This is a genomic window from Mesorhizobium newzealandense, from assembly GCF_042682145.1.
Lineage (GTDB): Bacteria > Pseudomonadota > Alphaproteobacteria > Rhizobiales > Rhizobiaceae > Mesorhizobium > Mesorhizobium newzealandense.
The window spans coordinates 86,021-103,114 of the sequence record NZ_JBHUGZ010000010.1 but is presented as its reverse complement, the minus strand read 5'-3'; the positions used below and the strand labels follow the sequence as shown (position 1 = coordinate 103,114).

The 17,094-nt window shown below is 65.4% G+C and carries 19 protein-coding genes and 1 pseudogene; 7 read left to right on the top strand and 13 right to left on the bottom strand.

Annotated elements, in window-relative coordinates; translation table 11 throughout:
• Positions 1-38: 38 nt before the first annotated feature.
• Both dinB and ACFSOZ_RS14910 read right to left on the bottom strand, forming a co-directional pair.
• Positions 39-1,286 carry a DNA polymerase IV gene (gene dinB, locus ACFSOZ_RS14915; RefSeq protein WP_379099199.1) on the bottom strand — a complete coding sequence of 416 codons (1,248 nt, stop codon included), beginning with the start codon at positions 1,284-1,286 and terminating at the stop codon, positions 39-41.
• 80 nt (positions 1,287-1,366) lie between these two features.
• Positions 1,367-1,783 carry a winged helix-turn-helix transcriptional regulator gene (locus tag ACFSOZ_RS14910; RefSeq protein WP_379099196.1) on the bottom strand — a complete coding sequence of 139 codons (417 nt, stop codon included), beginning with the start codon at positions 1,781-1,783 and terminating at the stop codon, positions 1,367-1,369.
• Between the two features lie 150 nt (positions 1,784-1,933).
• Between ACFSOZ_RS14910 and ACFSOZ_RS14905 the strand changes: the two genes are divergently transcribed.
• On the top strand, positions 1,934-2,521 hold the full coding sequence (locus tag ACFSOZ_RS14905; RefSeq protein ID WP_379099193.1) for a dihydrofolate reductase family protein: 588 nt from the start codon (positions 1,934-1,936) through the stop codon (positions 2,519-2,521).
• An 81-nt stretch (positions 2,522-2,602) separates the two neighbouring features.
• Here the strand turns inward: ACFSOZ_RS14905 and ACFSOZ_RS14900 are convergent, their stop codons facing one another.
• From ACFSOZ_RS14900 to ACFSOZ_RS14875, 6 genes are all read right to left on the bottom strand, one after another.
• Positions 2,603-3,073, bottom strand: coding sequence for a nucleoside deaminase (locus ACFSOZ_RS14900; RefSeq protein ID WP_379099190.1), 471 nt, complete (start codon positions 3,071-3,073; stop codon positions 2,603-2,605).
• A gap of 379 nt (positions 3,074-3,452) precedes the next feature.
• Positions 3,453-4,196, bottom strand: a complete 744-nt coding sequence (locus tag ACFSOZ_RS14895; RefSeq protein WP_379099187.1) for a 2OG-Fe(II) oxygenase — start codon at positions 4,194-4,196, stop codon at positions 3,453-3,455.
• On the bottom strand, positions 4,193-4,657 hold the full coding sequence (locus ACFSOZ_RS14890) for a methylated-DNA--[protein]-cysteine S-methyltransferase (RefSeq protein ID WP_379099184.1): 465 nt from the start codon (positions 4,655-4,657) through the stop codon (positions 4,193-4,195). Before ACFSOZ_RS14890 ends, ACFSOZ_RS14895 begins: the two co-directional genes overlap by 4 nt.
• A gap of 143 nt (positions 4,658-4,800) precedes the next feature.
• Positions 4,801-5,022 carry a hypothetical protein gene (locus ACFSOZ_RS14885; protein WP_379099181.1) on the bottom strand — a complete coding sequence of 74 codons (222 nt, stop codon included), beginning with the start codon at positions 5,020-5,022 and terminating at the stop codon, positions 4,801-4,803.
• A gap of 30 nt (positions 5,023-5,052) precedes the next feature.
• Positions 5,053-6,177: a bifunctional DNA-binding transcriptional regulator/O6-methylguanine-DNA methyltransferase Ada gene (gene ada, locus ACFSOZ_RS14880; RefSeq protein ID WP_379099784.1), complete on the bottom strand. Its 1,125-nt coding sequence runs from the start codon at positions 6,175-6,177 to the stop codon at positions 5,053-5,055.
• A gap of 84 nt (positions 6,178-6,261) precedes the next feature.
• Positions 6,262-6,954, bottom strand: a complete 693-nt coding sequence (locus tag ACFSOZ_RS14875; protein ID WP_379099179.1) for a winged helix-turn-helix transcriptional regulator — start codon at positions 6,952-6,954, stop codon at positions 6,262-6,264.
• Positions 6,955-7,131: 177 nt separating this feature from the next.
• Between ACFSOZ_RS14875 and ACFSOZ_RS14870 the strand changes: the two genes are divergently transcribed.
• Positions 7,132-7,458 (top strand): DUF1330 domain-containing protein, encoded by a 327-nt coding sequence (locus tag ACFSOZ_RS14870; protein WP_379099177.1) that lies wholly within the window; start codon positions 7,132-7,134, stop codon positions 7,456-7,458.
• A 115-nt stretch (positions 7,459-7,573) separates the two neighbouring features.
• On the top strand, positions 7,574-8,104 hold the full coding sequence (locus ACFSOZ_RS14865; protein WP_379099174.1) for a hypothetical protein: 531 nt from the start codon (positions 7,574-7,576) through the stop codon (positions 8,102-8,104).
• A gap of 70 nt (positions 8,105-8,174) precedes the next feature.
• Here ACFSOZ_RS14865 and ACFSOZ_RS14860 read toward each other — a convergent pair whose 3' ends face one another.
• On the bottom strand, positions 8,175-9,245 hold the full coding sequence (locus ACFSOZ_RS14860; RefSeq protein ID WP_379099172.1) for a phosphatase PAP2 family protein: 1,071 nt from the start codon (positions 9,243-9,245) through the stop codon (positions 8,175-8,177).
• Positions 9,246-9,522: 277 nt separating this feature from the next.
• Positions 9,523-9,972, bottom strand: a complete 450-nt coding sequence (locus ACFSOZ_RS14855; RefSeq protein WP_379099169.1) for an ester cyclase — start codon at positions 9,970-9,972, stop codon at positions 9,523-9,525.
• A gap of 257 nt (positions 9,973-10,229) precedes the next feature.
• Here ACFSOZ_RS14855 and ACFSOZ_RS14850 point away from each other — a divergent pair, with 257 nt between their 5' ends.
• Complete coding sequence (locus ACFSOZ_RS14850) at positions 10,230-12,326, top strand: EAL domain-containing protein (protein WP_379099166.1); 2,097 nt, start codon at positions 10,230-10,232, stop codon at positions 12,324-12,326.
• 52 nt (positions 12,327-12,378) lie between these two features.
• On the opposite strand, the gene ACFSOZ_RS14845 is transcribed toward ACFSOZ_RS14850, so the two are convergent.
• Positions 12,379-12,573, bottom strand: a complete 195-nt coding sequence (locus ACFSOZ_RS14845; RefSeq protein ID WP_379099163.1) for a hypothetical protein — start codon at positions 12,571-12,573, stop codon at positions 12,379-12,381.
• Positions 12,574-12,761: 188 nt separating this feature from the next.
• On the opposite strand from ACFSOZ_RS14845, the gene ACFSOZ_RS14840 reads away from it, so the two are divergent.
• Positions 12,762-13,484: a 3-keto-5-aminohexanoate cleavage protein gene (locus tag ACFSOZ_RS14840; RefSeq protein ID WP_379099160.1), complete on the top strand. Its 723-nt coding sequence runs from the start codon at positions 12,762-12,764 to the stop codon at positions 13,482-13,484.
• 13 nt (positions 13,485-13,497) lie between these two features.
• On the opposite strand, the pseudogene ACFSOZ_RS14835 reads toward ACFSOZ_RS14840, so the two are convergent.
• A pseudogene (locus ACFSOZ_RS14835) lies at positions 13,498-15,016 on the bottom strand (AMP-binding protein).
• 32 nt (positions 15,017-15,048) lie between these two features.
• Complete coding sequence (locus ACFSOZ_RS14830) at positions 15,049-15,864, bottom strand: p-hydroxycinnamoyl CoA hydratase/lyase (RefSeq protein ID WP_379099157.1); 816 nt, start codon at positions 15,862-15,864, stop codon at positions 15,049-15,051.
• Positions 15,865-15,989: 125 nt separating this feature from the next.
• Here ACFSOZ_RS14830 and ACFSOZ_RS14825 point away from each other — a divergent pair, with 125 nt between their 5' ends.
• Positions 15,990-16,457, top strand: a complete 468-nt coding sequence (locus ACFSOZ_RS14825) for a MarR family winged helix-turn-helix transcriptional regulator (RefSeq protein ID WP_379099155.1) — start codon at positions 15,990-15,992, stop codon at positions 16,455-16,457.
• 80 nt (positions 16,458-16,537) lie between these two features.
• Positions 16,538-17,086 (top strand): cytochrome b, encoded by a 549-nt coding sequence (locus tag ACFSOZ_RS14820; protein WP_379099152.1) that lies wholly within the window; start codon positions 16,538-16,540, stop codon positions 17,084-17,086.
• The last annotated feature ends 8 nt before the right edge of the window (positions 17,087-17,094 follow it).

The window sequence follows — 17,094 nt, the reverse complement described above, 5'->3', positions numbered from 1 at the left end:
GAGCGCGTCTGGGACGGCAATGCGTCGCCATTTCCCGCTCACAGTTCCTTCTGCGCCAACTCCCTGAATTCGTCGGGTACCGAGCGCGCCGCCTCCAGCGCCACCGTGCCGTAGCCGACCGCCTGTTTGCCGAAGCGCTCGCGGATCTTGTCGATGGCGCGGTCGGCGCCGAAGCGTGCGAGGCCTTTCCGCGTGCCGGGCCTATGCTTCTCGTCGGCGAGGCCGAGCGGCAGTTCGAGCTGCAATTCGGCACTTTCCTCGAGATGCGAGACCGAGATCGCCAGCAGCGAGATCGTCTTCTCGTGCGGGTGGTCGGCAAGCACGCCGCGCACCAGGTCGCCGGCGATCTCGGCCAGCATGGTGGTGGCCGAGATCGGCTGGTCGAGCGTGATCGAGCGTGTGACGGCGCTGAGATCGGCAAAGCGCACGCGCACCGTCACCGTGCGGCCGGGCCGCGCCTTGGCGCGCAGCCGGCTGGCGACGCGGTCGGCCAGGTGCAGCAGCGTGGGCACGATGACCCGCGCCACGGCAGGTTTCTGCCCAAGCGCCGATTGCGCGCCGGCCGAACGTGCCCGGCGCTTCGTCTCCAGCCTGCGCGGGTCGCGGTTCCACGACAGCGCCGACAGTTTTTCGCCGGCGGCGGGACCGAGCAGCCGCGTCAGCGCGCCGCGGTGCGTCCTGGCCAACTGGCCGATGGTCTCGACGCCGATTTCGGCCAGCCGCGCTTTGGTCGCCGGGCCGACGCCCCACATCAGCCCGACCGGCAGATTGTGCAGGAAGGCGAGCTCGGTGCCGGGGTCGACGACCACCAGCCCGTTGGGCTTGGCGACCTGCGAGGCGATTTTGGCCAGATGCTTGGTGCGCGCCACGCCGATCGAGATCGGCAGGCCGAGTTCTTGCCGCACGCGGCGGCGGATGGTCGTGGCGATCTCTTGCGGGGAGCCGAACAGATGCGTGCAGCCGGCGACGTCGGCAAAGGCCTCGTCGATGGAGATGCGCTCGACCAGCGGGGTGAAATCGTCGAGCACTTTGATCGCCGCGTCGCCCAGCCGCTGGTATTCGCTGAAATTGCCGCCGACGAAGATCAGCTGCGGGCAGAGCTCGCGCGCCTTGCGTCCCGGCATGCCGCCGCGCACGCCGAAGGCGCGAGCCTCATAGGAGGCTGCAAGCACCACGCCACCGCCCACCGCGATCGGCTTGCCGCGCAGCGACGGGTCGAGCAACTGCTCGACAGAGGCATAGAAAGCGTCGAGATCGGCATGCAGGATGGTGGCTGTCGTTTCCATCCGACCGCACATCCGCAGTTGCTGATAGACAGGAACAAATAGAGAACAAAAGGGGACGATTGTCAAGTGCGCGCAGCCGCCTAGACACCATGCTCCGCCCGCAACGCCGCTTTCATCTGTTCCAGCGCCGCCTCTCCGCCGGCCGCCAGATCGTCGGCGATCCGGGCGAGCTTGTCGTCGGCCTTGCGGTGCTTGCTGCCCCAGGCGCCGAGGGTGGCCAGCACGGGCAAGAGGTCGATGCCGGCCTCGGTCAGCCGGTAGACCGTCTTCAGCCCATGTGTCGGGTCGTCGCTGCGGGTGAGGATGCCTTCGTCCTGCAGCGTCTGCAGCCGCTCGGCCAGCGTGCGCGAGGAGATCCCTTCATCGGACTGCAGGAACTCCCGAAAATGCTTTTTCCCGGCGAAGATCAGGTCGCGGATGATGAGCAGCGTCCAGCGGTCGCCGATGAGTTCGAGCGACAGGTTGATCGGGCAACCGGACTTTCCCCTGGCCGACATTTCTATGGTTCCATTTTTAAATCGCTTTACAATTGACATCAATTTTATCTTGCGTCAATGGTTCCAAATGTAAAGCATTCCATGCTGACAGCGCGCCTGGCACAGGCTTTCGCCCGCACCCTTGAGCCGGACAAACCGAGGAGAATGACGATGAAAAAGCTGATCCTGCAGATGCAGATGTCGGTCGACGGCTTTGTCGGCGCCGACGAAGACCATTCCTGGCAGCTCTGGGAATGGGGCGACGACAGCGCCTGGGACGACGCGCTGAAGCAGGATTTCAACGCCGTCTTTGCCGGCATCGACACCATCCTGCTCAGCCGCAAGATGGCCGAGGAGGGGTATCTCACCCATTGGGGCAAAGCGGCGAAGAAATTTCCGAGCGATCCGTTCTACGCCTTCGCGCAGCGCATCGTCGATGCCCGGAAAGTGGTGCTGAGCGACAGGCTCAAGGCCTCGCAATGGGAGCGCACGACGGTGGCCAGCGGCGGCCTGCCACGCGAAGTCAACGCGCTGAAGGCCGGCGTGGGCGGCGACATGGCCGTCTTCGGCGGCGCCGGTTTCGCGTCCGCCCTGATCGCGGCCGGGCTGGTCGACGAGTTCCAGCGGTTCATCAATCCGGCGGTGCTGGGCGCTGGGCGCCGCATCTTCGACCAGGGTGGTTTCCAGACCATGCGCCTGGTCGGCTCGAAGGCCTATGCCTGCGGCATGGTGGTCAACCGCTACGCGCCGGCGGTCTAAGACCGGATCGACTGGCCAGATGGATTCTGCCGCCTCGTGCCCGGGATCATTGCGGACGCGCCCGTTGCCTTAGCCACCGCGTCAGTGCTTCCAGAAATCGCGGTGCGGCTCGTGCAGCTCGTCCTCGATTTCGGGGAAGGGGCCAAAGACCTCGATCTTTTTCTGGCCGGAGCCGAACACGGTACGCGAGGAGAGGCTCATCGTCGGGTTGTCCGGGTGATCTCCGGTCAGCGCCAGGATCTTGGTCTCATCGCCCCCGTAGACCAGCCGCCCGATGTTCGCCCAATACATCGTGCCGGCGCACATCGCGCATGGTTCGAAGGTCGAGACCAGCGTGCATTGCCAGAGGAACTCCGGCTCGTAAGCAGCCGCAGCGCGGCGGGCGAGTTCGGTCTCGGCATGGCGCACGGTGTCGAGATTGCCCTGTCGCATGAGCACGCGATCGTCGGGCCCGACCAGCACGCACCCGAACGGATGATGCCCATGGGCCCTCGCCTCGCGCGCGACGGCGTCGGCGGCGCGAAGGTGGGCGAGCATCTGGTCGCGGGTCATGATCGATTCCCCTCAACGGCGTGACGTGTTTTTCAACCGAGCCCGCGCCGAGCGCCGTCGTTGCCCGGATCCCGAGCGGAGATTGCTACCAAAGGACGGCATTGGCAAGGGCGAGCCCTCGCTGTGAGCGTCCTGCTCCAAGCTCGGTGACAGCGCATGCGGCGGGGCGCGATCGGGGGGAAATCGTGCTGGTCGTCGACAGGCTGCATGGCGATGTCTGGCGGCCGGCGTATCTGGTGCGGATCCCATGCCGATGGCGGCACGATCAGCCGCATCACCGACTACTGTGCCTGCCCGTGGATCCTGGACATGGCATCCGCCGACGCTGGATGAACTGGTGCTTCTTCCCTTCTCCGCGAGGGAAGAAGGGAAGACGGCCTCACTTGGCATCGTGAAAAATGATGCCGACGGTGTGGCGCATGCCTGAGCGCAGCCGGCTGACGCCGTGGCGCATATTGACGCGGTAATTGCCCTTGCTTCCCTGCACCGGCCGGTTGTGGACGGCGAAGGCAACCGCGTCGCCCTGGCGCAGTGGCACCACCTCGACCCGGCTCTGCATGCGCGGCCGCTGCTCGGTCAGCGCGAACTCGCCGCCAGTGAAATCCTTGCCCGGTTCGGAAAGCAGGATCGCCACCTGCAGCGGGAAGGCGAGGTCGCCATAGAGGTCCTGGTGCAGGCAGTTGAAGTCGCCGGGCACATATTGCAGCAACAGCGGCGTCGGCCGCGTCTGGCCGGCGGCGTGGCACTGCTCGAGAAACTCGGCATGCGTCGCGGGGTAGCGCATGGCTTGACCCATGTGCTGGTTCCACTGATTGGCGACCTCGGCCAGCCTGGGATAGAGCGCGCTGCGCAGACCGCCGAGCAGGTCCGGCAAGGGGTAGCGTAAATAGCGGTACTCGCCCTTGCCGAAGCCGTGCCTGGCCATATGGATGTGGCTGCGAAAATGCTGTTCCTCGGGATAGAGCCCAGCGATCTGCCGGCATTCTTCGGGCGAGAGCAATTTCTCGATCACCGCGCAGCCGAAGCCGTCGAGTTCGGCGGCAAGGGCTGGCCAGTCGTAAGCGGCGACGCGCGTCTCAGCGGCTTCGACCACGGATGCGGCAACCTTGGCGTGGGCGTTCATTGAGCGGCCTCCTTGTCGAGCAGGGTGCACTTGCGCTCGACGCCCCAGCGGTAGCCGGCCAGCGTGCCGTCGGCGCGGACAACACGGTGGCAGGGAATGCCGAGCGCGATGGCGTTGGCAGCGCAGGCCGTCGCCACGGCACGGGCACCGTTCGGCTGGCCAAGGCGGCGGGCCAGTGCGGTGTAGGTGACGGTGGCGCCGCACGGGATGGCGCGCAGCACCTCCCACACACGCTGCTGGAATGGCGTGCCGTGGCGCATGTCGAGCGGCAGGTCGAGTCCGGCCGCCGGCGTCTCGACGAAGCGCGCTATGGCCGCGAGATCGTCGCGCAATCCGGCCTCATCTTCGACCAGCATCCTGCCGCGGAAGCGGTTGCCGATGGCATAGGCGATGGCGTCGAGAGCGGCGTCGTTGCGGGCTATCGCCGTCGGTGCGGTCATTTGGGTTTGCATGAGGTTCATTGCCTTCACTCCTTTGTCTGTGCCTGAACCCTACAGAGACGGCTTCCCGCGCTCACTCCGAAGCTTGCTTTCAAATTCAAATCTGCCTGAATGGCGCAAAGGTAGGTGCCGTAGAGGGCTGATTTTGAACCGTTCACACTTCGTCACGTGAGGCGGGTGACGGACAGCTCGCCGAGCAGGAACACTTCGCCGGTCAGCAGGCGAAGCTCGATCTCGCCGGTTGCGGTGCGGCTCCACTCGGCCTTGCCGCCATCGACAAGCTCGCCGATGGCGGTCATGACCAGTGATTTCGCGTCTTGGGGGCGTGGGCTGGCGGCGGCGCCGTTGCCGCGAGGCTTCGCATCGGTGGTGGGAGACCTTGCCATCGCGCGCATTGCCGCCAGGTCCTCCCGCCGTCAGGCCCGCGAAGACCGGTATGCGTTGTCAGATGTCTTGGCCGATCTGCCGGACCCCGCCTCGCGGTCGAGCAGCGCGCGCTTGCGCTCCGCGCCCCAGGCGTAGCCGGACAAGGCACCGTCGTTGCGGATCACGCGGTGGCAGGGGATGGCGACGGCAAGTGCGTTGGCCGCACAGGCGGCGGCGATGGCGCGGGTCGCTTTTGGCGCTCCGATCTGCTGTGCGATTTCAGCGTAAGAGACAGTGCTGCCGACCGGGATGTCCTGAAGGGCCTGCCAGACACGCTGCTGGAAGGCCGTGCCGCGCACGTCGAGCGGCAGGTCGAGGCCGAGCGCCGGCGCTTCGACAAAACCGACGACACGGGCGACCAGCGCCTCATAGTCGCGGTCGCCGCCGATCAGCCATGCCCTGGGGAAACGGTCCTGCAGGTCGCGCACCAGCGTGTCGGGATCGTCGCCAAGCAGGATCGAGGCGACACCTTTTTGGCTCGAGGCGGTGCCGAGCGAGGATTCGCCGACGGCAAAGCGGATCTCTTCATGAGCGCCGCCGTTGCGATAGCGCGTCGGCGTCATGCCGAGCATGCCGGTGGATTTTTCATAGAAACGCCCGCTCGAATTGAAGCCGGCATCGTAGATCGCCACCGTGACACTGGCGCCGGCCTCGAGGCCTTGACGGACCCTTTCGGCGCGGTGGGCGGCGGCATAGTCCTTCGGCGTCAGCCCGGTGACCGCCTTGAAGACGCGGTGGAAATAGGCGGCACTGCGGCCGGCGGCGGCCGCCAGTTCACCGAGCGACGGCTCTTCCTCGCTCTGCTCGACCCTGCGGCAGGCATCGGCGACCATCGCCGCGTTGCCGGCCTCTAGCGACGGGCCATCCGGATTGCAGCGCCGGCACGGGCGAAAGCCGGTTGCCCTGGCCTGATCGAGCGTGCCGTGCAACTGCACGTTCTTCGGGTTGGCGCGCCGCGACGGGCAGGAAGGCCGGCAATAGACGCCGGTCGTCGCCACCGAATACCAGAATTCTCCGTCGGCCGACTTGTCGCGCGCGACGATGCGCGCCCAGCGCGGATCGTCGGCAACCGGCAGCGGCGTGGATTTCAGGTTTTTGGCCAGCGTGATGAACATGGCCGCATTGAAGCCGCCAAAAACCGGCCCCGCCACCCGTTTCCTGCCAAGCGCCGCCGCTCGTCGTCCCCCGAGCCCTCGTTACTACGCCGCCCGCTTGGGTTCGATCGCGAACGGGCTGAGCCCGAGCCATGTCTGCATCTTCCGCGCGATGTCCTGATCGCCAGTCAAGGCGACCTTTGCCCCGGCCTTCTCAACCGTGATCAACCCCATCCAGATCGCCGTCATCGTGTGCAGGTCGGTCGAGACGTAGAGATCGACGTCAAAGCCCGGATCGTACCAGCACAGATCGACCTCGCCGTGCTTTTCGACGATCAGCCACCACGACCGTTTGGACGCCGGTAGCTCCTGATACAGAAATTGTATCACCGTGCGCCCCTCGGGCAGCGGCGAGGGGTTCAGATTGCGCCGCATGTCCCACATCAGCAGCGACGGATCGAGGTTTTTCAACGACAGGCGGGACTCGACCCATTTCTGTCCCCAGAAGCCCATCGCCTCGACGACCGGGCGCAGATCCCGGCCAGCCTCCGTCAGCCGATATTCGAAGATGCCTTTCTCGCCCGGCACTTCCTTGCGCTCGATGATCGACGCCAGTTCGAGCTCCTTCAGCCGTTGCGACAGAAGGGTCGGCGACATTTTCGGCACGCCGCGGCGCAGGTCGTTGAAGCGGGTCGAGCCTGCCACCAGTTCGCGCAGCAGCACCATGGTCCAGCGGGTGCAGAGCACCTCGGCGGCCATCGATAGCGGGCAGAACTGCTTGTATCCGTGCTGGGTCATGATTGCGGCCTCTCCCTCGAACCTGGGCTGAATATTAGGCCTTCATGATTGAAGCGGCCAGTACGGAAACTGTACTGCCCCGGTACAGATCGCGGACTGGCTGGCGAGTGCCCTGACATGCGAGCCCTTTGGCCGGTTGCAGGGGATACCCCTTGCACCGCAAACAGGAGACGACCCATGACCGCTTACATTATCGCAGACATCAAGGTGACGAACCCGCAGTGGATGCCGGCCTACGCCGCATCGGTGCACGATCTCGTCCACAAGCATGGCGGCAGATATCTGTCGCGCAGCGGCAATGTGAAGACGCTTGAAGGCAAGCCGCTCGACACCACACTGATCGCCCTGATGGCGTTCCCGTCGGAAGCGGCGGCGCGCGCCTTCACCAGCGATCCGGCCTATGCGCCCTTCGTCTCGGCCCGTCAGGATGGCAGCGACAGCCGTTTCCAGATGATCGACAACACCGATCTGGCCGGAACGATCCCGTATCTGCCGAAGGGATGATCCTTCCCGGCATTCGTCGCATCGGGACCTCCAAGCAACAACAGTCACAGTCCTTGCGTGCCGGGCCTCCGTATTTTCGGCGGCCGGCCAGCTGTGCTTTTTCAAGAAGAATGGAATGAAGATGACACACAAATTCTGCAACAGGCTTCTCATTGCGGGGGCCATGCTGGCTGTCTGCACCGCGTTCGCGCAGGCCCATCAGGAAGCGGCTGCGTCCGGGCCCAATCCGCTGGCCGACAAGGTACGAGCTGCCAACAGCCGGTTTGTCGACATCAAGGCAGCTATGGCCGAGGGCTATGCGCCCATTCCCTGCGCCAGCGGCATCACCGGCGGCGCCATGGGCATCCACTACGTCAACGGCCGGTATCTGAAGGACGACAAGATCGACATCGCCCGTCCCCAAGCCGTGATGTACGAGCCGATGGCCGACGGCTCGCTGAAGCTGGTGGCGGTCGAATACATCACCTCGAAGGGGCCGGCGTCGCTGGACGGACAGCTGTTCAACTTCAACAGCGCGCCCAACCGCTACGGCCTGGGCGCGTTCTACGAACTGCATGTCTGGGCCTGGAAGGGCAACCCGACCGGCACCTTCGCCGACATGAACCCGAAAGTGTCATGCGAACACGCGATGGCGCCGAGCCAGTAGTGGGCCAAGACCAGGCGGCGCCAATGCCGCCTGGCCACTCACCCGAAGCTGTGGGTCGCGGTAGGCCCGTTCATTGTGGCGCCGGATCCGGAATCGCCGATCCCACCTCGGCGATGTTCCGGCTCGCTTGCGGCAGGACGAAACGCCCCGTCAGGGACCAGAGCAGGGACACCACAAGGATCGAGAGGTAGCCATCCACGGCATAGTGCCAGCCGGTGTAAACCGAGCCGAACAGGATCAGCGCCGCGAAGGACCAGCCGATGATGGCCCACCGACGACCGAAGCCGGCCAGCAAGAACGCATTGAGCGTGGCGATTGCAACATGCACGCTCGGCATGGCGGAGATGCCGGTCCCCAGTTCCGGGCGACCACTTTCGTAGGCTGCAAAGAGATAGCTGGCATAGGCATCGACCGACGTGGCGTAGCCGTGCCGCGCCAGGGCGATCTGCAGTCCGGCAAACCGGTCGCCACCGTAGAACTGGTAGTAGAATATCGGGCCGGTGGACGACAGCAGGGTCGCAAGAACGGTGCCGCACAGGATCGTGGTCAGTGCGAACGCCCATAGATAGCGCAAGCGTCTGACCGGATCGTTCCAGAAGGCGACGAACAGCAAAATGCCGAACCATTGGACATGCCAGACATATGCGTAGCCGGCGAAAATGACGGCTGAAGCCGGTTCGGGAACGACGCTGTGCGCCCATGTCCAGGGATCGGCGCCGTGCAACCGAAAATCAAGCGCCGCCAGGGCGCGGTCGGCGTAGAATGGCACGATGTCCGGGATGGCGACCTTCAAGGTCGTGAAGGCGGTGATGCCGAGAAAGAACAAGAGGATGACGGGTGCGGCTGCCAGCCAACGCTGCCTGAGCGTGTCGAGCATGAACCTGGTCGGGTTGTGCCTGGCAAATGTCAGCGCCACCAGGCCGAGCCCAGCCGCCAGAAGCGCGGGCAGGAAGAAGACGAACGGCTTGGCATAGGAATGCGCCAGATGCAGATAGCGATCCGGCTCCAGGTAGAGCGCGGTCACGGCATAGGCCAGACACAGGGCAGTCAGCAGCCAGCCGCTCCTGGTTGCCGCGATGTCCAGGTCAAAAATGGCAACTGAGCGGCGATTGCCGCTGCTCTGCCCGGTGTGCGCATTCATCGAAGGACATCCCGCCAGCTGCCCAGAAAACTGTATGGAGTATTTCGCAGAAAATGTATTACCGTCTGGTTTACACTTTCATCAAAGTAAAATCATAAAAATTATACAGTTATAATGCGCGATTTGTTGGCAAGGATTCGTTGACGAAGACGTTGCGCGGCGACGCTCCAGCATCATTCGCCGCCATCCGCGGCTTTCGATTGTTGCAGGCTACCTTGTCTTCAGGCTTGGGCGGGATTGAAAGAGGGCCATCGCCTGGGCGGCGATGGCCCTGCAATCAGGCGGCCTTGATCAGGCCGAGCTGGGTGAGCGCAGCGACGCCGTCGTCGAGGCCGATTTCCTCGACGATCCTGCCGTCGACCACCTTCAGCACGGTGGTGCCGGTGAAGCGCATGGTGCGGCCGGTGGCGGCGGGCAGCGAACCGACGAGGAAATCGCTGAAGGCCTGGCCGGTGTGGGTGCCGCCGCCTTCCCACTGGCCGACGACATAGTCGCCCTCGGCGATGAGGTCGGCGGTGGACCGGACGTTGAGGTCGGGGAAGGCGGCGCGGAAGTCGGTCATGAAGGCCTTGATGTCGCCGCGGCCACGGCGCGGCTCATGCAGCGAGTATTTCAGCAGCATGTCCGGCGCGGCGATGTCGTCGACCACAGACAGATCGCAGGTTTCACCCCAGAAGTCGGTGAACCATCTGACGACGACGGCCTTGTTGTCTTCCTGTTTGGTCATTGGGAGGTCCTTTTGTTGTTTGCCAGGGATCACCGCACTGGCCGATGACCCGGGGCAAGCAGTAGGACGATCCGGCGAGCGCAAAACTCCGCTTCTTGCCGGCCAATCGAAAGGCGCGGGGCCGTTGCAGGAATTGGGATGCTGCCGACAATCTGGCAATGCCGGATCACCGCTCTCGGCCGGCCCTCCAACGGTAACTGTTTCTTCTCTGGTTTTGCTGCAGATTGTCCCCGCTGCGGGGACGAGCGAAACAGACGATGACGCGTCAGGACAAGAAAAGTCGCAATGGAACGTTCTGGGCCACGGCGCTGGAACGCGCCCATCTTGGCGTCTGGGACTGGGATCTTGCGACCGGCGACTGCTTCTATTCCGCGACCTGGGCGCGGATGCTGGGCTATGATGAAAGCGAACTTGCCAACGCCAGCGACCTATGGCTGCAACTGACCCATCCCGACGATCGCGAGCGGGCGCTGGCCAGCGGCGACCGCCACATTGCCGGACAGACCGACGCCATCGAGACCGAACTCAGGCTGAAGCACAAGCTGGGCCATTGGGTGTGGGTGCTCGATCGCGGCGGCATCGTCGAGCGCGACGCCTCCGGAAAGCCGCTGCGGCTGATGGGCGTGCAGACCGACATCACCAGGCAGAAGGCGACCGAAGCCGAACTCGAACAGGTCAATGTGCGCTTCCGCCTGGCGCTCGCCGCCAGCGGCACCGGCATCTGGCACCACGACATCGCCACCAGCAAAAGCTATTGGGACACCCGCACCAGGGATATATTCGGCCTCGTTGCCGACACCGACGAGGTGACGGCCGACCTTTGGCACACCTATCTGCATCCCGACGACAAGGAAGCCACCGAGCGTGCCCACGAGGCGGCAGTCGGAACGGATGGCGTCATCGCCAATCAATACCGCATCATCAAGCGCGACGGCGAGCTCCGCCATGTCGAATCGCTGGTCCGCTTCATCGCCGCCGCGGGTGCCGCCGGCCAGATCCTGGGTACGGTGCGCGATATCACCGAGGAGAAGCTGCGCCAGCAGGAGCTCGCCTACGCGGCCCGCCATGACGCGCTGACCGGCCTGTGGAACCGCTCCGCCTTCGACCGGCTGCTCGCCGACCATATCGCGGCGGGTGCGCCGCTGGCGGTGTTCTATGTCGATCTCGACTACTTCAAGGCGCTCAACGATTTCGCCGGCCACGCCGCCGGTGACATGGCGCTGAAGAGCGTTGCCGCCGGCATCCGCGCTTGCCTGCCGCCATCGGCGCATGCGGCGCGGCTGGGCGGCGACGAATTCGCGCTGCTGGTGCCGCATTGCGATGCCGCGCAGGCCGAGCGGATCGCCACTGCCGTGCTTGGCGCGGTGCGCGAGGCCGATCTCGGCCTGGCCGCGTCGACGCGCAAGCTGGCGGCCTCGATCGGTATCGCCTTCGTCGATGACGCCAACACCACGGTGGCCGACGCGCTGGCCTGCGCCGACGACGCCTGCTACGCAGCCAAGGCTGCCGGACGCAACCGTTTCGCGGTGTTCTCCGCGATCGCGGAATCGGGATCGGGCGGGCTGAATGCGGCGCGCATCGCCGCCGACACCGTCGATGCCATGGAAGACGGACGGCTGAAACTGTTCGGCCAGGAAATCCATCGGCTGGGCAGACCCTGGCAAGAGAGCCGCCATGTCGAAGTGCTGGCGAGGCTCTCCGCGCGCAATGGCCGCCTGGTGCCGCCCGGCGAATTCATTCCGGTGGCCGAGCGGTTCGGCATCGCTTCCAGGCTCGACCGCTGGATCATCCGCACCGCGCTGTCGCGGCACGGCGCGGCCCTGCGCGCGGGCACGCTGACGCTCGGCTTCAACCTGTCGGCGCAGACGCTGAGCGATCCGCAGCTGTGGGAGTTCGTCGACAGCATCATCGAGCAGACCGGGGCGCCGCATTCCGGCATCGGCTTCGAGATCACCGAGACCGCCGCGGTCACGAATTTCGACGCCGCCGAACAATTCGTGCGCAAGGCGCGCGAGCGGCACTGCCGGGTCAGCCTCGACGACTTCGGCGCCGGCATGAGTTCGTTCGAATATCTCAGGCGATTCCCCGTCGACACGATCAAGATCGACGGTTCCTTCATCGAGCACATCACGCAAAGCCGCTTCGACCGCGAGATCGTGCTGGCCATCACCAGCATTGCCCGCAGCCTGGGCTGCGATGTTGTGGGCGAGAAGATCGAACGGCAGGACACGTTGACGATGCTGAGCGACATGGGCGTCGCCTTCGGCCAGGGGTTCTTGCTGCACCGGCCGGAACCGCTGGATCACATCGTCATGCGCGCGACCGAGGGAGTGGCGGCCCGCAAGGCATCGTGATCCAGGGTGTTGAGATCCAGGCCGGGCCAGCCGGCCTGAATCTTGTCACATCCTAGGCGGTTCGCCGCGCCGTCGATTGCGGAAACTCCAGCACTCCAGCCTCCGGTGGCCTGTGCTGTGCTTCCGCCACCGTTTCGATCAACAGATCGAGGGCGTCGCATGCCGTGCGGCTCGTCTCGTCACTGCCACGCAGATAGTGATAGGCGCGTTCGAGGTGGATGCGGGCGGCTGAAAAATCACTGGTCAATCGTGTCTCCATGATCCCGCCCTAATGTATCTTGCCGGGCCTGGCGGAACGCGGGGTAAATATCCACAGGCGGCTTTTATTCAAATGCCGCCAATTTTGCCCGCGCTGTCAGCAGAGACTTCGCCCAACTCTTTGCCGCCTCTTGCTGCACGGCTAGACTGCGACGTCCCTTGTCCGAGGTGAGATCGATGATCGTCCAGGCCTGCATCAACGGCGCGCGTCCGCGCGATTTCCACCCCAGGCTGCCGCTCGATGCACAGGCGATGGCCAGCGACGCCGCGGCCTGCGTTGCCGCCGGTGCGGCCGAACTGCATATCCACCCGCGCGACGATGGGCGCGAAAGCCTGGCGGCGGTCGATGCGACCGTGCTGGCGGTGCGCCAGGCCTGCCCGGGCACGCTCATCGGTGTGTCGACCGGTGCCTGGATCGAGAACGATGTCGAGCGGACCCGCGCGGTGATTGCCGGCTGGCGGGAACTTCCCGACTACGCCTCGGTCAATCTGTCGGAGGCCGACGCGCCCGCCGTGATGGAGCTGCTGCGCCAGCGCGGTGTCGGCATCGAGGCCGGGCTTGCCACCGTCGCCGATGCCGAGCGCTTCGTCGGTCTTGCCGGCCACAGCCAGGTGCTGCGCATCCTGATCGAGATCGACATCCAGGACCTGGCCGCAGCACTTGACGAGGCGCACGGCATCGCCGCCGTGCTCGAGCGCGGCGGGGCGCGGCGGCCGATCCTGCTGCACGGCGCCGACGCCACGGTCTGGCCGTTCGTCGAGCTAGCGCATCGCAAGCGCTGGTCGACGCGGGTCGGGCTGGAAGACGGCAAGACGCTCGCCGATGGCATGATCGCGCAGGACAATGCGGCAATCGTTGCGGCGGCCGTGGCGATTTTTCGCGCCGCGCCCGCTGACTGAACGCCGGTCCGCCTCAGGCTTGCCCGCTGGCCGATGCCGTCCAGCTGCGCAAAATGTGTTTCTGGATCTTGCCGGATGCGGTGCGCGGCAGCGCTTGCGTGAGCAAAAACTCCTTCGGCACCTTGTAGCGGGCGATGCGGGTACCGCAGTGGCTTGCCAAATCTGCCGGATCGACCACGCAGCCGGGTTTGACCACGACGAAGGCGCGCCCGACTTCGCCCCAGCGTTGGTCGGCGACGCCGATCACCGCCGCCTCGGCGATGGCGGGGTGGTCGAGCAGCGCCATCTCGATTTCGACCGGGTAGACGTTCTCGCCGCCGGAGATGAACATGTCCTTGCGGCGGTCGACGAGGGTGACAAAGCCTTCGTCGTCCCGCCGCCCGACGTCGCCGGTGCGGAACCAGCCATCGGCGGTGAAGGCGCGCGCTGTCTCTTCCGGCCGGTTCCAGTAGCCTGAGGTGACGCTGGGACCTGACAGCCATATCTCGCCTGGCTCGCCAGCGGCGATATCGCGGCCATCCTCGCCGACGATGCGCAGGTCGATCGTCGGCGCGGCAAGGCCCGCCGCGCCCGCCTTGCGGGCGATCCGGTCGGCCTCGACCGGCATGCCGAGCACGGTGCCTGCTTCCGTCATGCCGAAGCCGTCGACCATGCGCACACCTTGTGCCAGCCCAGAGGATGTCGGCGGCAGGATTGGGCGCGCCGCCGGTGAAGATGGCGATGAGCGAGGTCCAGGTCACAGGGGCAAAACCCGGATCGTCGCGCAGCATTCTGGCCATTTGCGGCACGCAGAAATAGTGGGTGACGCCAAGCGCGGAATCGGCGAGGCGACGGTTGGTGAGGCCGGCATCGAAGCCGGGTGAGATCAACAGCGTGCCACCCTGCAGCAGGGGTGGACGCAGGCTGGCGATGAGGCCGATGACATGGAACATCGGCATGTCGCAGAGGAAGATGCTGGCATTGCCGACCCGCCCGAGCACGCCGAAATTGACAGCCGTGGCGAAGGCGTTGCGCTCGGTGACGATGACCCCTTTCGGCCGGCCCGACGTGCCGGACGTGTAGAGGATGATCGACGGCATATCGTCCGCCGGCAACGGGCGGCGCGGCGCCGGTGCATGCGCCTCGACCGCCGCCGCGAAGGCAGCGACTTCGACCGGCATGCAGCCGCTGGGCGGCGCCATATCGAGGGCCGAGTCATGCAGCAGCAACACCGGATCGCAATCGGCAAGGATTGCCTGCTGCTCGGCGCCGGCGAGCCGCCAGTTGAGCGGCACGAAGATGGCGCCAAGCCGCATCGCGGCCTGCTGCAGGATCAGCAGGTCGGCACTGTTGCGGGCGATCGTAGCAATCCGTTGCCCGGGCCCGATGCCGTAGCCGGTTTCGAGAACGCCGACAGCGCGCTGGATGGCCGCGTCGAGTGCGACGTAGGTCCAGCGCCGGCCGGTGGCCAGATCGACACAGGCGACGCGATCCGGCTGCGCTCTGGCGTGCAGGGCCACGGGGTCCGATGTCGTCCAGGCCGGCATCTGCATCTCCTCCCCAGGGTTGCGCTATGCTTGCACGGTCACCTGGCCTTGTCGTAGGCGGCGAGACCGGGCTTGTAGCTCTTTTCGTCGATGAACTGGCGGATGCCTTCCTTGCGGCCCTCATTGTCGTGGGAGTTGGCTGCCTCCTGGGCGCGCACCAGATAGTCCTCGGCATTGTCATAGGTCATCTCGGCGACGCGGCGGATGGCGTCCTTGGTCGCCTTCAGCGCAATCGGGTTCTTCTTCAGCAGCAGGGTCGCGACCTCGGTGACACGCGCCTTCAGATCCGCCAGCGGCAGGCTTTCGTTGACCAGCTTCCAGGCGGCGGCCTTCCTGCCATCGATGAGTTCGCCGGTCAGCGCATGGTACATGGCATCGCGCATCGACAAGAGGTCGACCACCACCTTGGTGGCGCCGCCGCCGGGCAGGATGCCCCAGTTGATCTCCGACAGGGCGAACTGCGCCTCGTCGGCGGCGAAGGCGAGGTCGCAAGCGAAGAGCGGGCCATAGCCGCCGCCGAAGCACCAGCCATTTACCATGGCGATGGTCGGTTTGCCGTACCAGCGCAGCCGCCGCCACCAGCCATAGGCTTCGGACTGCGCCTTGCGGATGGCGCCAAGACCCTTGGCCTCTGTCTCGCGGAAATACTCCTTGAGGTCCATGCCCGCCGACCAGGCGCTGCCTTCGCCGGACAGCACCAGCACGCCGACATCGTCGCGGAATTCCAGTTGGTCGAGAACCTCCATCATCCGCCGGTTGAGCGCCGGGTTCATGCAGTTGCGCTTGTCCGGCCGGTTGAAGCGCACCCAGGCGATGCCGTTCTCGACATCGAAGGCAACGGTCTCTTCGGTCATGTGCAGGTCCTCCCGTTTCGCCTTAGCATTGATGACAATTGCTATATGGCATAGCTATCATGTTTGCTATGTCGCATAGTCTTTTTCGCTTGACAAGGACCTTGATCGCGGCGATCGGTTGCAACATGGACGAGGCTCACACCAGTCGCAGCGCGCCAGGCGCGGCACCCGAAGACGCGCTGGACGCGCAGATCGGCTACAATCTCAAACGCGCCTCGGCCTTTGCGCTCAACGATTTCGCGGTCGAGCTGACCGAGGCGGCACTGCGCCCGGTCACCTACGGCATGCTGGCGCTGATTGATGAGAAGCCCGGCATCCGCGCCGCCGAGCTCTGCCGCCTGCTCGGCATGAAGAGCGCCAACATGGCGCCGCTGCTCGCCGACCTGGAAGAGCGCGGGCTGGTCGAGCGTGACGACCATGCCGAAGACAAACGCGTGCAGACGCTCGCCCTGACGCCGGCCGCCAGGGAGGCCATGCCCGGATGGCGGCAACGGGTTCGCCGGCACGAAGACCGGTTCCTGCAGCGGCTGACGAAAAAGGAGCGGGCAACGCTGCTGCGCCTGCTGCGGCTGATCTGGACCGACGAGGATTGAGTCCACTTGAGGACCAACTGAAACAAGGGCACGTTCAACGTTGCGGGGGATCGTGTCCAACTGTGGTTCGGAGCTTTTGCATGTCGCTGTCCGGTACGACAACCCGCTACGGAAGCCTCGCCCAGGCATTTCACTGGCTGACGGCACTGCTTGTGCTCATCGCCTTCCTGGTCTCCGAAGGGGGCCCGCCGACGCGGGTCTATTCCGAGGCCCGCGCCCCGACGCTGCTGCTTCACGAATCGCTCGGTTTCACCGTTTTCTGGCTGCTGGTCATTCGCCTGGTCTGGCGCCTGTTCGACCGCATTCCCGAGGCACCGCCGATGCCCGCATGGATGGAGGTCGCGTCGAAGGCAACGCATTGGGCGCTCTGTGCGCTTCTGTTCGCGGTTCCGGCGACCGCCATGCTCGGCGCATGGTTCGGCGGCCACCCGGTGACATTCTACGGCCTGGGAGCGATCGGGCCGTTTTCCGGCACCTGGGGCGCACCGCTGGCGGAGATCCACGGCACGCTTGGCGATATCATCCTATGGCTCGCCGGCCTGCACGCCGCCGCGGCCATCTTCCATCACGTCATCCTGCGCGATCGGGTGCTAAGCCAGATGCTGCCTGGCTTGCCCAAGGTGCGTTGATATTCAGC

Coding starts and splice junctions, on each gene's coding strand:
- ACFSOZ_RS14860 (WP_379099172.1), bottom strand. CDS start 9,245: ATGAATGCGCACACCGGGCAGAGCAGCGGCAATCGCCGCTCAGTTGCC.
- ACFSOZ_RS14905 (WP_379099193.1), top strand. CDS start 1,934: ATGAAAAAGCTGATCCTGCAGATGCAGATGTCGGTCGACGGCTTTGTC.
- ACFSOZ_RS14840 (WP_379099160.1), top strand. CDS start 12,762: ATGATCGTCCAGGCCTGCATCAACGGCGCGCGTCCGCGCGATTTCCAC.
- ACFSOZ_RS14850 (WP_379099166.1), top strand. CDS start 10,230: ATGACGCGTCAGGACAAGAAAAGTCGCAATGGAACGTTCTGGGCCACG.
- ACFSOZ_RS14890 (WP_379099184.1), bottom strand. CDS start 4,657: ATGAACCTCATGCAAACCCAAATGACCGCACCGACGGCGATAGCCCGC.
- ACFSOZ_RS14875 (WP_379099179.1), bottom strand. CDS start 6,954: ATGACCCAGCACGGATACAAGCAGTTCTGCCCGCTATCGATGGCCGCC.
- dinB (WP_379099199.1), bottom strand. CDS start 1,286: ATGGAAACGACAGCCACCATCCTGCATGCCGATCTCGACGCTTTCTAT.
- ada (WP_379099784.1), bottom strand. CDS start 6,177: ATGTTCATCACGCTGGCCAAAAACCTGAAATCCACGCCGCTGCCGGTT.
- ACFSOZ_RS14885 (WP_379099181.1), bottom strand. CDS start 5,022: ATGGCAAGGTCTCCCACCACCGATGCGAAGCCTCGCGGCAACGGCGCC.
- ACFSOZ_RS14900 (WP_379099190.1), bottom strand. CDS start 3,073: ATGACCCGCGACCAGATGCTCGCCCACCTTCGCGCCGCCGACGCCGTC.
- ACFSOZ_RS14895 (WP_379099187.1), bottom strand. CDS start 4,196: ATGAACGCCCACGCCAAGGTTGCCGCATCCGTGGTCGAAGCCGCTGAG.
- ACFSOZ_RS14910 (WP_379099196.1), bottom strand. CDS start 1,783: ATGTCGGCCAGGGGAAAGTCCGGTTGCCCGATCAACCTGTCGCTCGAA.
- ACFSOZ_RS14830 (WP_379099157.1), bottom strand. CDS start 15,864: ATGACCGAAGAGACCGTTGCCTTCGATGTCGAGAACGGCATCGCCTGG.
- ACFSOZ_RS14825 (WP_379099155.1), top strand. CDS start 15,990: ATGGACGAGGCTCACACCAGTCGCAGCGCGCCAGGCGCGGCACCCGAA.
- ACFSOZ_RS14870 (WP_379099177.1), top strand. CDS start 7,132: ATGACCGCTTACATTATCGCAGACATCAAGGTGACGAACCCGCAGTGG.
- ACFSOZ_RS14855 (WP_379099169.1), bottom strand. CDS start 9,972: ATGACCAAACAGGAAGACAACAAGGCCGTCGTCGTCAGATGGTTCACC.
- ACFSOZ_RS14820 (WP_379099152.1), top strand. CDS start 16,538: ATGTCGCTGTCCGGTACGACAACCCGCTACGGAAGCCTCGCCCAGGCA.
- ACFSOZ_RS14865 (WP_379099174.1), top strand. CDS start 7,574: ATGAAGATGACACACAAATTCTGCAACAGGCTTCTCATTGCGGGGGCC.